This is a genomic window from Xenorhabdus griffiniae, assembly GCF_015163655.1.
Taxonomy (GTDB): domain Bacteria; phylum Pseudomonadota; class Gammaproteobacteria; order Enterobacterales; family Enterobacteriaceae; genus Xenorhabdus; species Xenorhabdus griffiniae.
Window position 1 is genome coordinate 33291 of the sequence record NZ_JADEUF010000017.1, and the last position, 13524, is coordinate 46814.

Genomic DNA, 13524 nt, shown 5'->3' on the forward strand with positions numbered 1-13524 from the left:
GTTGATAATGAATGCGGGCGTTATAGCGGATGGTTAAAGCGGAATATCAGGACAAGATGGAAATTATCCCACCAGATTGGTGGGCTTATCAGAAAAATAACAGCTACCGTACCAGTTCATGAATAATTATCGCTAACTGGTCAAACATCTCTCCAAATAACCGCTCAGTGAATGGCACCAATGTTGGAAATAACAGGGAAAGCGTGAAAATCCCCACTGTCAGAGTTAATGGAAAACCGACTACAAATACAGAAAGTTGTGGTGTCATGCGGTTTAACATACCCAGAGAAAAGTTCAGGACTAAAAGCAGGGTAATCATTGGCATTGCCAACATCATGCCATTAATAAAAATCAGGCTGGCACTTTGGGATAGCAATAAAAACCCCTTTGGATTCAATTGGGTTGATTGAACAGGAATAGAATAAAATGTATCGGCCAGAATCGATAATAGCCATAAATGCCCGTCAAAAGCCAGGAACAGCAACATCATCATCATATTGAGGATGCGGGCTAAGATAGGCATATTCGGCCCACCCGTGGGATCAAAAAATATGGCGAATGACAGTCCCATTTGTAAACCGAGCACTTCACCAGCATGACGCACTACGGCAAAGGCGATCTGCATGGTCAATCCCAGGGCCATACCAATCAATACTTGTTGGATCAAAACCCAAATGCCGGCAACAGAAAAAATCGGAATTTGAGAGGAGGGAAGGGTTGGAACCAGTAACGCGGTGATCGCTAACGCCAAGCCCATTTTAACTTTTATCGGTATCTGTTTTTCACTGAAAATAGGGGCTGTGCTGAACAAAGCCAGCAGGCGCACCAATGGCCAGAAAAAATCACTGACGAGGCGGGAAAGTGTTTCGCTATCAAATGGGATCATAACTAACCGATAATAGCCGGAATACTGCTAAACAGGGTACGCATGTAATCCAGCAACAAATTTAACATCCATGGTCCGGCAGTGACGATAGTCACGAAAACGGCCAGGATTTTTGGAATAAACGATAAGGTCATCTCGTTTACCTGGGTTGCCGCCTGTAATAAGCTGATGATCAAGCCACTAATTAAGGCCGATAAGAGAGGAGGGGCGGCCAGTGCTAACGCCACTTTCATTGCTTCAACACCGAGGGCCATTACCGATTCTGGAGTCATAATTTCCTCAAACCGCTTTTTGATCTTTATTCCAATAAGATTTAGGTTTCACGCTAAACATAAAAACTTTGTGCTAATGAACCCAGCAAGAGTTGCCAACCATCAACCAAAACAAACAGCATAAGTTTGAACGGCAGTGAAATGGTCGCAGGCGGAACCATCATCATCCCCAATGCCATCAAAACACTGGCAACAACCAGATCGATGATCAGGAACGGAATGAAAAGCGTAAAGCCAATCTGGAACGCGGTTTTCAATTCACTGGTAATAAACGCGGGAACGAGCACGCGCATTGGAACAGAATCTGCGGTTTCAAATGCACCCTGATCGGCAAGGCGGGCAAACAGTGCCAGGTCATTTTCCCGTGTCTGGCGTAACATGAATTGGCGCAAAGGCTTGGCTCCCTGATCCAGTGCGACTTCCAGGGTGATTTTATCCTCACTGTAGGGCAGGTAAGCGTTCTGGTACACTTTGTCGAACACCGGCGCCATAATGAAAAAAGTCATAAACAACGCCAAACCCAACATCACCTGATTAGGGGGAGCTGAAGGTGTTCCCAGCGCATTGCGCAGCAAACCCAGTACAATGATGATGCGGGTAAAACTGGTCATCATTAGCAAGGCTGCAGGGATAAACCCCAGTGCCGTGATGAAAATCAGGGTTTGGACTGGCAATGACCAACTTTGTCCGCCATTGGCCAGAGGCTGACTGATGATACCAGGAAACTCAGCCGCCGCGTTCATGGGGAACAGTGGCAGCAGGAGCGCCATAAACAGAGTTGTCAAACGCATTGCGTAACGCCGTGAAACAAATTTCTTGCCTGTCATAAAAACGCTATTTTTCATCATCGTCCTTGTTATTTTCGCTTTTTCTGGAGTGTATTTTTTAGCATCTGCCCAAATGGTAGCGATTTGAGTGCAGTTTCCTTGTCCACGTTGTCAGGCGGTGCCGGCATTTGATGCAGCATACTGATCTGTTGGGCGGTGACTCCCAAAACCAGCCAGTTATCCTCGACTTCTACCACCACAACCCGTTCTTTCGGTCCAAGGGCGCAGCTTGCCTTAACGTTTAGCAAACGATGATTTCTGCTTTTGGCAGGGGAAAAACCCAAACGACGAACTAACCATGTTATGAAGAAAATCAGCAATAAAATCCCCCCCAGGGCACTGCTGACTTGCATCAACGTTTGGCTGGCTGGAAGAGGATCACTATTGCCGGTCTGTTTGATCATATTCACATGGGCATGGCTGGCTGCCGTGTTAACAGGTGCAGCATCAGATGCCGCACCCAGTTGAAAAGAAGTATGAACGGAAGGCTGGTTCGCCATCATAGTTAACGACTCAAGCGACGCATGCGTTCAGAAGGAGTGATGATATCTGTGATACGGATACCGTATTTATCCGATACGACAACCACTTCTCCCTGCGCGATCAAATAACCATTAATCAGAATATCCAATGGTTCTCCCGCTAAACCATCAAGGGGAACGACCGAGCCTTGTGACAGTCTCAACAGTTGTTTGATGGTCATTTTAGTACGGCCTAGCTCGACAGAGAGCTTGACAGGAATATCCATGATCAAATCAATATCGGAAAGTTGGGCCAACGCATCCTGCGCTTCCAGATTCTCAAATATTGACGCGCCGCCGTCAGAGGTTTGCTGTGCGGCCTGTTGTTCCAGCGCTTCTGCCCACATATCTTCAGTCGAGCTGGTATCTGTAGGTTGTTTAGCATCACTCATTGGGCTTTTCCTCATCCAGAGCAGTTAAAACAGGGTTAATCAGGTGTTCAACACGCAGGGCATATTGCCCGTTCAGTGTTCCATATTGACTGGTGAGCACAGGCACACCATCAACGTGAACGATCAGACGTTCAGGTTTTTCAATCGGCAAGATATCGCCTCTTTTCAATTGAAGGATTTTTGACAGCCGCAGAGGAATATCAACAAAGTTCGCCACCAGTTCTAATTCTGAATGTTGAACTTGCTTCACTAAACTTTCACGCCACTGGCTCTCTTCCTGACGCACATTTTCCACCGGGGGATTGGTCAGGCGCTCGCGCAGAGGCTCGATCATGGCAAAAGGAATACAGATATTGAATTCCCCGGTCAATGCACCGATCTCTACCTGGAACGGTGTTGTTACCACGATGTCATTCGGTGAAGTGGTGATATTGGTGAATTTCACCTGCGTCTCGGAACGCACGTATTCCACTTCAAGTTTAAAGATAGAATCCCAGGCATCACGATAGGCATCCAGTGCCAGTTTCAGCATCCGGTTAATGATCCGCTGTTCGGTATAGGTAAATTCACGACCTTCCACTTTGGTTGGAAAACGGCCATCCCCCCCAAACAGGTTATCAACGGCGATATAAACTAAGCTAGGTTCGAAAGCGAATAGCGCCGTTCCCCTCAATGGTTTCAGGTGAACCAGATTGAGGTTGGTTGGCACTGCCAGATTGCGGGCAAATTCGTGGTAAGGCTGAACCCTGATAGCGCCAACCGTAATATCCGGGCTACGGCGCAGCATGTTAAACAGCCCCATCCTGAATTGGCGGGCAAAACGTTCATTGATGATTTCCAGTGACTGCAAACGTTCGCGTACAACACGGCGTTGCGTATTGGGATCGTAAGGGCGAACCTCACTTTCTTGGGACGCAGTTTGTTCTACGTCATCAGCAGAGGCACTGTCACCATTGAGCAGAGCGTCGATCTCCGCTTGTGAAAGAATATTGTCACTCATTGTGATTATCGCAGAATAAACGTAGTAAACAATACATCGGTGATTTCCTGATCGGGTTCACCGGGTATTAGTGTCGGGTGTAGTGTCTGTTTGATATCTGCCACCAAATTCATTTTGCCGTCATCTTTTGCCAGATCAGCGGCTTTCTGACGAGATAATAACAGCAACATACGACTACGAACTTCTGGCAGATATTCATGGAAGCGCTGACGGATTTTCTCGTCAGTCAAACGCAATGTGATGCCAACGTAGAGAACACGATCGAAATGCTCTTCGTTGTCAATCAAATTGACGGTAAAAGGCTCCAAAGTCATAAATACGGGAGCATCAATGGCTTTGGTTTTTTCTGTACTGTTATTGGCTGACTGATTCATTACCCACCAGCTATACCCTCCGATGGCAACACCAAGAACAGCAATCAATACTAACAGTATCATCCAAATTGGATTTGTGCGTTTATGCTCGTAGCTATAATCAGACATGGACAGATAAATTCCTGTTTTCTGTTGCGAATAAGTCTCCGCGCATTCCGTGGCGAAACCCTTATCCATCAAATTCGAGATCAATTATCCCGCGTCTTTGTTTCGGCAATGGCTGGAACAAACGGGGAAAAAACCATTAACTCACACGTTTGTTATCGACCTGTTTTCGTTTTATGCGGATGTCTCACGAAATTAGGCGAATGTTTAGGTGGTAATTAGGCAAAAATATCAATACCTCCTCTGGCCAAGGTGAGTTGTTGAGGTGTCACCTTGATGGCTGGTACAGAGGAAGCGGTGATCTCGGTTGTAGCGGTTAAACCAGACTCTTGCGTTTCAGCATGGGGATCAGAATTGCTGTTCGGGTTATTGGCAAAATACGCTTGTTGGCCGTTTCCGTGAGCATCACTGTTAACACTGCTTTGTGCCAATTGAATACCATTTTCAGCCAGTGCATGGCGTAACCCGGGTAATGCCGCTTCCAGAGCCGCACGCACATTCTGATGGGCGGAAACAAAATGCAATTGTGCCTGATTGTCTTCAACGCTCATGCGGATATGCAACGCGCCCAGCTCTTGAGGATGTAAGCGAAGTTCTGCCTGTTGCAGACCGTTACGATGAAAGAACAGCACATGTTGATTGAGTTGTTGCTGCCACTCTTCGTTGCCAAGATGAGCATTTAATAAAGGCGTAGTGGTAGCGCTACTGTTGAGCTGAAACTGCTGTCCGGCTGAAAGCAGGGAAGGACTTGCCAATACAGGTGAGTCGATAGAAGCTGTTTCTGCCGTCGAAGATGGCAATGCAGACGCTGCTGGAATTGCCATCTGGAGCAGATTTGGATCTTTGCTATTGCCTGAAACTGTCTCTTTGAGAAGAGTCTTGTCAGATTCAACCTTATCATTGGTGGCAAGATGATTGGTCGTTAGTTTGAGTTGTCCAGTGAGCGGCGCCAATTCAGTTTGAAGGCTGACGGGATCCGCTGTCTTATTGTTCAGAGGGATCGCCGTCTGTTGAGCCGAGAGTTGGATGTTTTCACCTTGCTCACCCGCTTTAGACCGTTCAACAAAATTAGTGTCAGTTAATCTGCTATCTTTAGCGTTGCTAACCAGCAGTGTATTAGCAGGGCTGTTTTCGCTATCCAGCCAGAGCGTTTCCGACAAGGCGTCTTCTGGTGAAGGGTTTTCCAGCAATGTATTTTCTAACGCTCCCTTGCCCATCAAACCCGGTGAGTTTTCAGCAAGCACCGCGGAATGGGTATGAGAAGTCAGCAGTCCAGCAAGCTGGATGGGTATCGCCGCACTTAATGCTTCGGCTGATAAGAGATCTTCATCTTTTAATACAGCAAATTCAGCACGGTTTTCTTGCGGTGCTGCTTCTACCGATGATTTATCCTTGACCGTACTGTTATCTGACACTGCTGCCAATTGTGGCCAGCCGCTTTCTGCTGTTTGATCAGAAGTGGATTTTTCCTCTGTCAGACTATTTTTATCTGCCTGAGTAATGGGCCTGCGCATAGAGGCTGTTTCTGCATTGAGAAGTTGGCCAAATTGAGAAGAATTATTATTTAAAGTCGGCTGACTTTTATCTGTACCTTTGTCCGTGAGTTTTAAATCAGTAGGCAAAAGAGTGATATTCATTGTTTCATTCTCCGTTGTGCACCGCGTTGTGCGTACTCGTCCATTTGTTTTTGCTCCATGCGATTTTGGTGTAACTTCAAATTATGCTCTGCCCGCTGTTGCAGTGTGTCGAAGGCGTTCAGGCGTTGTTGTTTTTCCTGCCATTGTGACATGGCTTGTTCAAGACGCTTTTTCCATTGATTGAGTTGTAATCTGTGCTGTTCAATTGCCATTTCCAGCGTTTTCATAAACTGCTGGTAATTTTGCCAAGTCGAGCAGGACATACCATTGCTGAGCGTATCATTCAGGCGGGTACGATACTCATCCTGATAATTCATTAACGCTGTGAGTTGTTGCTCCATTTGTTGATGACTTTGCCGAATCTGCGCAAGCTGCGATGCTGCTTTTTCTGCTGCATCCTGGGCAAGTTCACGCAAAGTCATAAGAGGGGAGTGTTGTTGCATGTATTTCCTCGTGTTAATCACCAAACAGACATCAGCGTTACTGAATGACATTAATAGTAAACTTATATCGGCACCGTATTGATAAATGTTATACCTCTTGGCAAAAGTATTTTTGAGTTAAATTCCCATAGACAAAATATTATGTTGGCAATAATTGTTGAAGCTGAGTACAGGCTTCATCGTATTCGCTGCGCTCGTCAATACCTTGTTGCAGGAATTGGGACATATGAGGATAAAGCTCAATCGCTCTGTCAAGCAGAGGATCACTGCCCGCCGCATAAGCACCAACGTTGATCAAATCTCGGTTGCGTTGATAGCTGGAAAGCAACTGTTTGAAATGTTGCACTCGACGATAATGGGTATTGTCGATCAGCGCGGTCATGGCTCGACTGATAGATGCCTCGATATCAATAGCAGGATAATGGCCAGATTCCGCCAGTGAACGGGAGAGCACGATATGACCATCAAGGATGGCGCGTGCAGCATCGGCAATCGGATCTTGCTGGTCATCACCTTCTGTCAGCACGGTGTAAAATGCAGTAATGGAACCGCCATCACTGACACCATTGCCGGCTCTTTCCACCAGTGCTGGTAACTTGGCAAATACAGAAGGGGGATAACCTTTGGTTGCTGGTGGTTCGCCGATAGCCAGTGCGATTTCACGCTGTGCCATGCTGTAACGAGTCAGGGAGTCCATGATCAACAAGACATGTTTGCCTCTGTCGCGGAAATCTTCGGCGATACGCGTGGCATAAGAGGCACCTTGCATCCTCAGCAAAGGTGAAACATCGGCTGGAGCGGCAACGACGACCGAGCGTGATAATCCCTCCGCACCCAAAATATTTTCAATAAAGTCTTTAACTTCACGGCCACGCTCACCAATTAATCCCACAACGATCACATCGGCTTGGGTATAACGAGCCATCATGCCAAGCAGCACGCTTTTACCGACGCCGGAGCCGGCAAATAATCCCATACGTTGCCCGCGTCCCACTGTCAGCAAGGCATTGATGGCACGAACGCCAACGTCCAGTACATTGCTGATAGGAGTTCTTTGCAGGGGATTAAATGGCGTTGTTGTCAAGGAGGCACGATAACCTGTGTCGGGAGCAGGTAAACCATCAAGGGGGCGGCCTGCACCATCCAGAACCCTGCCGAGTAATTCCGCTCCGAGAGGCAAGCGGCGTCCGGCGCCCGCATCTTCGCCATAAGAACGGGCATAAACGCGAGCGCCTGGCACAATACCTTCCAATTCTTCCAGTGGCATTAGCAGCAGTTTTTCGCCATTGAAGCCGACGACTTCACTTTCAACCTCTTCAATAGTGTTGCCATTTTGCCGCTCGATCAGGCAGGTCGCGCCGAGCGGCATATGTAAACCAGTGGCTTCCAGTACCAGGCCAGTGGCGCGAGTCAGGCGCCCATAGCGACGTACTTTGGGGGTTTTTTCCAGTCGCTTTTCCAATGAATCCAAAGTTGCCAGCCAGCGGCCCAATCTTGCCGTCATCACAATTCTCCTGGTGCTGCCAGACGACACATTTCATGCCAGCGGGTAGCTAAACTGGCGTCCATATCCCCTTCATCGGCGCTGACTTTACAGCCGCCCGGATGCAGTTTGTTATCCGCAACTAAACGCCAGCCGTGCAGTGCTAAAACCTCCCCCAGTTGCTGCTCAACCAGCGGAATATTTTGGGGATGGATACGTAATTGGGGTTTACCGCTGAACATGGGTTCTTGCTGAATAAATTCGCGGATTTGATTCAGCAGGGCGGTGCCATCACAAACCGCAGGTTGCCCCAGAATATGATGAGCCGCAGTCAATGCAAGTTGCATCAGGCGGGAAGCAATAACGGTATCTAATCCATCCAGTGAATGGCTAAAATCCGCTAGCAAAGCTTTCCACTGATCAGTAATCACTTGCTGTTGTTGTTTGGCTTCCTGCAAACCTTGTTCCAGTCCGGCTTGGCGGCCTTCCTGAATCCCTTGCTCATAGCCTTGAGTCTGACCTTCTGCAAACCCCTGCGCATGACCAGCCTGACGTGCCTGCGCTTTTAGCTCGTCCAGTATTCTTGCCTGTTCCAGCAGCCGTTCTTGTTCGCTTGGCTCCTGTGCTTCATCTATGGGTTCGAGTTTTTCCCGCAGGGTTTCCCACTGAGTCAATTCGCCCGGCTGCCACGGCCGCCAGTTGCCATTATTCGACTTATCAGACATAGGTATCGTCACCACCGTTGAGGATCATTTCGCCACTTTCTGCCAGACGACGAACAACAAGCAAGATGGCTTTCTGTTCGGCTTCCACTTGAGACATCCGCACAGGGCCACGATTTGCCAAATCATCGCGCATGATTTCAGCAGCACGCTGCGACATATTGTTGAGGAAGTGATCGCGCAATGCCTGATCGCAACCTTTCAATGCCACCAGCAAGGAATCGGTGGAAATTTCCTGCAACAAACGTTGGATACTGCGATCGTCCACGTTGATAAGATTTTCGAACAGGAACATTTCATCAATGATTTTCTGCGCCAGTTCGTTATCGTAGGAACGAACCGCTTCAATGACACCTTCTTCCTGCTGACTTTTCATCAAGTTGATGATCTCTGCGGCAGTACGAACCCCACCCATTTTGCTGCGTTTCAGGTTCTGACCATCCAGCAGGTTATTCAGGACTTCTGTCAATTCCGCCAACGCCGAGGGTTGTACACCACCAAACGTGGCGATACGCAACATGACATCGTTACGCAGACGGTCATCAAACAGGGCGAGGATATCCGCTGCCTGACCACGGTTTAAGTGAACCAAAATGGTGGCAATGATCTGCGGATGTTCATCGCGGATCATATCGGCCGCCATTTGCGGCTCCATAAAGTTAAGCGTTTCGATGCCTGTTGTGGTGTCACGGGATTCAAGGATATCCTCAAGCAGGCTGGAAGCCCGTTCTTCTCCCAATGCCTTGATCAGTACGTTGCGCAGATAGTCGTTGGCGTTGATGCTGAGGGCAGCAAACTGCCCGGCATCTTCTTCAAATTCTGCCAGCACTTCAACCAGTTGCTGGTTGGAGACTTGTTTCATCCCCGCCATCGCGACACTCAGTTGTTGTACTTCACGGGAATTCAGGTGCTTGAACACCTCGGCCGCCTGATCTTCTCCCAGGGTCATTAACATGACGGCACTTCTTTCTGTTCCTGTCAGGCTCATTGTTCGTTACTCATCCATTGACGGATCACCAGCGCGACGACGCGAGGATCTTTTTCTGCAAGTTCACGCAGACGCTGGCTTTGAAGCTCAACATTGACACGTTGACGAGCTAGCTTACGGCGCATTTTTTCGTCCAATTCAGCATTGGTTTCTGTTTGCTGTTTCGGCGGGTTCTTTTGCGCTTCCAGCACAGCTTTTTCCGCAGCACGTTTTTTGGCGATTTGTGGCACGACCATCTTACGCCACAGTAGCCATGCAACCAGTACCAACAGTAACCAACGACCTGCTTCTAACAGTTTTTCCAGCAGGGTAGGGTGCTGCCAGAATGGCAAAGGCTCTATCACTTCGGTGGTGTCATTGAACAGTGTGTTAACCACATTCAGGCTATCGCCACGGTCAGCAGAGAAGCCCATGGCTTCACGAGTCAATGCTTCAATTTGTGATAGCTGTTCTGGTGTTAGCGCTTGTGTTTCAGGACCATTTTCTCCCTTCACGGTGGCATAGTTGACCACAACTGCAACCGAAAGGCGTTCCACTGCGCCAGCCTGCAATTGGGTATGACGAATAGTACGATCCACTTCATAGTTAGTGGTTTCGTCATAACGGTTATTGCGGTTGTTGCTTAACATACGCTCGTAGCTATTGTTTTTATTAGCGTTACTGCGCTGTTGGTCAGATTTTTCGTCACCGTTGCCTTTGGCATTTGCGTTCGGTTTCTCGATTGGTGCACTTGGTGCAGCACTTGGCTGATTTGACAACGCCCCCGGTACACCACCAACCAATGGCCCGCCGCTTTGCTCGCTGGTGCTGCTCTGTTTAGAGCGGACAGCAGCCTGATTCGGTGGCTGGTTAGGTTTATATTCTTCTGCGGTTTCTTCGCGACGGGAGAAATCAATTTGTGCAGTGACTTGTGCATGAACGTTGCCACGACCAACCACAGGAGCCAGAATGGTTTCAATTCGATGTTGGAAACGATTTTCTACTTCTTGGGTATATTTCAACTGCGTGGTATTCAAATCACGGCTGGTCGCATCGCTTTGTGTCAGCAAACGCCCAGATTGATCCACAATCGTGACATTACTTGCCGGTAAGCCGGCAACACTACTGGAAACCATATGCACGATGGCATTGATTTGTCCTTCATCCAGCACTCGGCCTTGTAACAATCCCACAGTCACTGAGGCTGATGGCGATTTCTGTTCACGGACGAACAAAGAAGGTTTAGGCAAGGCCAGATGGACACGGGCGCTCTGGACTGGACCAAGGGATTCCACGGTACGAGCCAATTCGCCTTCCAGCGCGCGTTGGTAATTAACCTGCTCACTGAACTGGCTGATACCGAATTTTTCTTTATCCAAGAGTTCGAAACCCGCGGCTCCCCCTTTGGGTAACCCTTGTTGTGCCAGTTTCAGACGCGTTTCATGTACCTTATCGGTCGGTATCATGATAGCCGCGCCGTTCTCAGCAAAACGGTAAGGGATATTCATTTGGGTTAATTGCGTAACAATCTCGCCACCATCCTTATCGCTCAGATTGCTGTAAAGCACCCGATAGTCGGGGCTACGCAAGTAGAGAAACAGGGCGATAACAATAGCGATGGCAGCAGAGCCAGCAACTAATAACGGAACTTTTGGATCAGCTTTTATCCTGCTGATGATAGCGTTGAAGCCTTTATTTTGGTTTTCAACGTCGGTTGTTGCTGCACTCATAGACGATCCTTGCCTTGCTGGTCAACATGAATACTAAAAGCGTGGCGTAACAAAACAGACTCCCCATACGCAAGCGAAAAGATTCTTCCTATTATTAATCCCATCATTATTCGCTGTTCACACCCCTTTTAATGGCACAATAAGCTTCGAATTTTTACTTCAATTACCCGCTTTAGTTTAGAAAGGCTATGTTACGGTGGCATCTCATAATCAATAGGGTGATTTAACGCGAGGTTTTTATGCCAATTCCGGCAATTGAAGGTGTACTGCAACAGATGCAGGTTCAGGCGTTACAAGCTGCAAATATTGCTAAGCCCATGCCAATACAAGGCAGTTTTGCCAGCCAGCTGACTACGGCAGTGGAAAAAATAAACCAAACTCGCTTACAGGCGACGAAGCAGGCACAGGATTTCACGCTGGGAGTACCTGGTGTGGAGCTAAATGATGTCATGGTGAATATGCAAAAATCGAGTATTTCCCTGCAAATGGGTATCCAGGTAAGAAATAAACTGGTTAGTGCCTATCATGAGATTATGAATATGCAGGTTTAGATATTTATCTATTTGAATTTAAATTAATATTTATTGTTCATTGCTATTTTCACTCATCCACGCACCGTAAACACTGTGAACCATTTGTGACGAAACATGTCCCATTTGAGTTGCAATAAATGAAGGATTGGCGCCAGCGGAAAGCATCCAGCAGGCGTATGTATGTCGTGTTTGGTAGGATTTTCTGTGTCTGACGCCTGACCTTTTGATTAGGAACTTCCAGATTTGCCCGAATCCCCCAGGGGAATAGAATTGCGTTTTTAACCCGTTGCAGGCGGTTACTGATGGTTGAAAAACGAATGTACAGGAATCTACACGTTTTCTGCCATATTCTCTGGTGGAAACCTCAACATCGACAGATTGAGTCATTTTTGTGAAAAAAGCTTGAGATCTAAGATCTCTCGATAACCGGGTCTAACATATGTATAGTTCTATTTGTGCCAGAGAATCTATCCTCAATGTAATAATATAACCCTGTAATGGGCTATTGTTTTTTTGGAATCAAGAAATATTATTCATTGCCAGAATGAAAGGGATAAAATGAAAAAGCTACTTATGGCATTAATGCTTATTTTAACAGGATGTGATACTGATTATAGCAAATATGACGGAGTATATACCTGTAAAATAGGTCGACTAATGAATTATGTAGCAACAGACAGAGGAAGTGAATATGTTTTTCCGTTGGGGATAGTAAACACCAGAATGACGTTTAGCAATGGGGTTATGATCATTCATGGAATGAAATCAGGTGATTATGTTGGACATGAAATGACTATGACCGTACCGTCAGTAACACCGGATGGCAGGAAGCTAATGTCAGAACCGATGTTTAAATATGATGATGGTGAATTCAATGAAACCTTTTTCCCTAAATACGCTATAGCTACACTTTCGGTTGGTAGCCCACGTGATGGCATAATGCAGCAGCTAACTAACTGCAAAAAAGAACAATAATAATTTGCTTGAAAGCCAAGAGAAGCCCCTTACGGGGCTTTTTTGTTGGTCAGGAACTGATTCTAGCGATTCACTATAATTAAGTAAAATCAGTGGTATAGTGAAATATGCACCTAACGAAGATGAATTGAGAATTTACAGAAAATACGGTCTAGGAACAGAGAAATGAGCAAACATACTGATAAGCGAACAAACCTGATAGCTTCCACTGATGAAGCATGGGATAACGGTGAGCTTGGTCGCAGTGAAGCTCACGTCAAAGTGTCTAATGATATAACAGATGAACTGATTAATGAGGCATTGGATTTGCAACCAATTTCAATCAGGTTGAATAAATCTCTGATTGAAGATCTGAAAATGATAGCTGACCTTAATGGCTTGGGCTATCAGCCATTAATCAGGCAAGTTTTAAATCGTTTTGCAAATAGTGAGAAAAAACGGATTCTGACAGAAGCTCACAAAAAGGCGATGAAAAGTGAAAATCAGCAAATAAGCGCCACAAGGCAGCTTGACTAAAGCAATAACTAACTCTAACCCGCTTCGGCGCTGAGGAATCCCCAGAAAATAGACAAGCATAGCGTTGTGTGATCTACTGATTGTTCCACCAAGTCAATAGGGTCACTGCTATGCCTGCACGTCAAGTATGCCATAACTTCT

Annotated in this window: 17 protein-coding genes; 3 read left to right on the forward strand and 14 right to left on the reverse strand. The window is 46.9% G+C overall.

Annotated features, from left to right (window positions below):
• Positions 1-103: 103 nt before the first annotated feature.
• The 13 genes from fliR to fliF form a co-directional block, all read right to left on the reverse strand.
• Entirely contained in the window at positions 104-886 is a 783-nt protein-coding gene (fliR, locus tag IQ211_RS04770; RefSeq protein ID WP_189759195.1) for a flagellar biosynthetic protein FliR, read from the reverse strand.
• Between the two features lie 2 nt (positions 887-888).
• Positions 889-1158, reverse strand: a complete 270-nt coding sequence (fliQ, locus tag IQ211_RS04775) for a flagellar biosynthesis protein FliQ (protein ID WP_047767907.1) — start codon at positions 1156-1158, stop codon at positions 889-891.
• 53 nt (positions 1159-1211) lie between these two features.
• Positions 1212-1949 (reverse strand): flagellar type III secretion system pore protein FliP, encoded by a 738-nt coding sequence (fliP, locus tag IQ211_RS04780; protein WP_189759218.1) that lies wholly within the window; start codon positions 1947-1949, stop codon positions 1212-1214.
• Between the two features lie 65 nt (positions 1950-2014).
• Positions 2015-2488, reverse strand: a complete 474-nt coding sequence (gene fliO, locus IQ211_RS04785; RefSeq protein ID WP_189759194.1) for a flagellar biosynthetic protein FliO — start codon at positions 2486-2488, stop codon at positions 2015-2017.
• Positions 2489-2490: 2 nt separating this feature from the next.
• On the reverse strand, positions 2491-2898 hold the full coding sequence (gene fliN / locus IQ211_RS04790) for a flagellar motor switch protein FliN (RefSeq protein ID WP_047767905.1): 408 nt from the start codon (positions 2896-2898) through the stop codon (positions 2491-2493).
• Positions 2891-3898, reverse strand: a complete 1008-nt coding sequence (fliM, locus tag IQ211_RS04795; RefSeq protein ID WP_189759193.1) for a flagellar motor switch protein FliM — start codon at positions 3896-3898, stop codon at positions 2891-2893. Before fliM ends, fliN begins: the two co-directional genes overlap by 8 nt.
• Before the next feature lie 5 nt (positions 3899-3903).
• Positions 3904-4380, reverse strand: a complete 477-nt coding sequence (gene fliL / locus IQ211_RS04800; protein WP_189759192.1) for a flagellar basal body-associated protein FliL — start codon at positions 4378-4380, stop codon at positions 3904-3906.
• Positions 4381-4595: 215 nt separating this feature from the next.
• Complete coding sequence (locus IQ211_RS19995; protein WP_189759191.1) at positions 4596-6014, reverse strand: flagellar hook-length control protein FliK; 1419 nt, start codon at positions 6012-6014, stop codon at positions 4596-4598.
• The gene (fliJ, locus tag IQ211_RS04810; protein ID WP_189759190.1) at positions 6011-6457 is read right to left on the reverse strand and encodes a flagellar export protein FliJ; all 447 of its coding nucleotides are present in this window, start codon (positions 6455-6457) and stop codon (positions 6011-6013) included. Before fliJ ends, IQ211_RS19995 begins: the two co-directional genes overlap by 4 nt.
• Positions 6458-6596: 139 nt before the next feature.
• Entirely contained in the window at positions 6597-7961 is a 1365-nt protein-coding gene (gene fliI, locus IQ211_RS04815) for a flagellar protein export ATPase FliI (RefSeq protein ID WP_189759189.1), read from the reverse strand.
• Complete coding sequence (fliH, locus tag IQ211_RS04820; RefSeq protein ID WP_189759188.1) at positions 7961-8665, reverse strand: flagellar assembly protein FliH; 705 nt, start codon at positions 8663-8665, stop codon at positions 7961-7963. The genes fliI and fliH overlap by 1 nt, the downstream gene beginning before the upstream one ends.
• A complete protein-coding gene (gene fliG / locus IQ211_RS04825) occupies positions 8658-9650 on the reverse strand; it encodes a flagellar motor switch protein FliG (protein ID WP_189759187.1) in 993 nt (330 codons plus the stop codon). The genes fliH and fliG overlap by 8 nt, the downstream gene beginning before the upstream one ends.
• Complete coding sequence (fliF, locus tag IQ211_RS04830) at positions 9647-11359, reverse strand: flagellar basal-body MS-ring/collar protein FliF (protein WP_189759186.1); 1713 nt, start codon at positions 11357-11359, stop codon at positions 9647-9649. The genes fliG and fliF overlap by 4 nt, the downstream gene beginning before the upstream one ends.
• Positions 11360-11598: 239 nt before the next feature.
• On the opposite strand from fliF, the gene fliE reads away from it, so the two are divergent.
• Positions 11599-11910, forward strand: coding sequence for a flagellar hook-basal body complex protein FliE (fliE, locus tag IQ211_RS04835; protein WP_189759185.1), 312 nt, complete (start codon positions 11599-11601; stop codon positions 11908-11910).
• A gap of 30 nt (positions 11911-11940) precedes the next feature.
• On the opposite strand, the gene IQ211_RS04840 is transcribed toward fliE, so the two are convergent.
• Positions 11941-12279: a tyrosine-type recombinase/integrase gene (locus IQ211_RS04840; protein WP_223281659.1), complete on the reverse strand. Its 339-nt coding sequence runs from the start codon at positions 12277-12279 to the stop codon at positions 11941-11943.
• Positions 12280-12450: 171 nt separating this feature from the next.
• On the opposite strand from IQ211_RS04840, the gene IQ211_RS04845 reads away from it, so the two are divergent.
• Positions 12451-12867 carry a hypothetical protein gene (locus IQ211_RS04845; RefSeq protein WP_189759184.1) on the forward strand — a complete coding sequence of 139 codons (417 nt, stop codon included), beginning with the start codon at positions 12451-12453 and terminating at the stop codon, positions 12865-12867.
• A gap of 165 nt (positions 12868-13032) precedes the next feature.
• Entirely contained in the window at positions 13033-13383 is a 351-nt protein-coding gene (locus tag IQ211_RS04850; RefSeq protein WP_189759183.1) for a hypothetical protein, read from the forward strand.
• The last annotated feature ends 141 nt before the right edge of the window (positions 13384-13524 follow it).

Bases quoted from the DNA above. Each gene is read 5' to 3' on its own strand.
- fliR (WP_189759195.1), bottom strand. From the start codon at position 886: ATGATCCCATTTGATAGCGAAACACTTTCCCGCCTCGTCAGTGATTTT.
- fliQ (WP_047767907.1), bottom strand. From the start codon at position 1,158: ATGACTCCAGAATCGGTAATGGCCCTCGGTGTTGAAGCAATGAAAGTG.
- fliP (WP_189759218.1), bottom strand. From the start codon at position 1,949: ATGCGTTTGACAACTCTGTTTATGGCGCTCCTGCTGCCACTGTTCCCC.
- fliO (WP_189759194.1), bottom strand. From the start codon at position 2,488: ATGATGGCGAACCAGCCTTCCGTTCATACTTCTTTTCAACTGGGTGCG.
- fliN (WP_047767905.1), bottom strand. From the start codon at position 2,898: ATGAGTGATGCTAAACAACCTACAGATACCAGCTCGACTGAAGATATG.
- fliM (WP_189759193.1), bottom strand. From the start codon at position 3,898: ATGAGTGACAATATTCTTTCACAAGCGGAGATCGACGCTCTGCTCAAT.
- fliL (WP_189759192.1), bottom strand. From the start codon at position 4,380: ATGTCTGATTATAGCTACGAGCATAAACGCACAAATCCAATTTGGATG.
- IQ211_RS19995 (WP_189759191.1), bottom strand. From the start codon at position 6,014: ATGAATATCACTCTTTTGCCTACTGATTTAAAACTCACGGACAAAGGT.
- fliJ (WP_189759190.1), bottom strand. From the start codon at position 6,457: ATGCAACAACACTCCCCTCTTATGACTTTGCGTGAACTTGCCCAGGAT.
- fliI (WP_189759189.1), bottom strand. From the start codon at position 7,961: ATGACGGCAAGATTGGGCCGCTGGCTGGCAACTTTGGATTCATTGGAA.
- fliH (WP_189759188.1), bottom strand. From the start codon at position 8,665: ATGTCTGATAAGTCGAATAATGGCAACTGGCGGCCGTGGCAGCCGGGC.
- fliG (WP_189759187.1), bottom strand. From the start codon at position 9,650: ATGAGCCTGACAGGAACAGAAAGAAGTGCCGTCATGTTAATGACCCTG.
- fliF (WP_189759186.1), bottom strand. From the start codon at position 11,359: ATGAGTGCAGCAACAACCGACGTTGAAAACCAAAATAAAGGCTTCAAC.
- fliE (WP_189759185.1), top strand. From the start codon at position 11,599: ATGCCAATTCCGGCAATTGAAGGTGTACTGCAACAGATGCAGGTTCAG.
- IQ211_RS04840 (WP_223281659.1), bottom strand. From the start codon at position 12,279: ATGACTCAATCTGTCGATGTTGAGGTTTCCACCAGAGAATATGGCAGA.
- IQ211_RS04845 (WP_189759184.1), top strand. From the start codon at position 12,451: ATGAAAAAGCTACTTATGGCATTAATGCTTATTTTAACAGGATGTGAT.
- IQ211_RS04850 (WP_189759183.1), top strand. From the start codon at position 13,033: ATGAGCAAACATACTGATAAGCGAACAAACCTGATAGCTTCCACTGAT.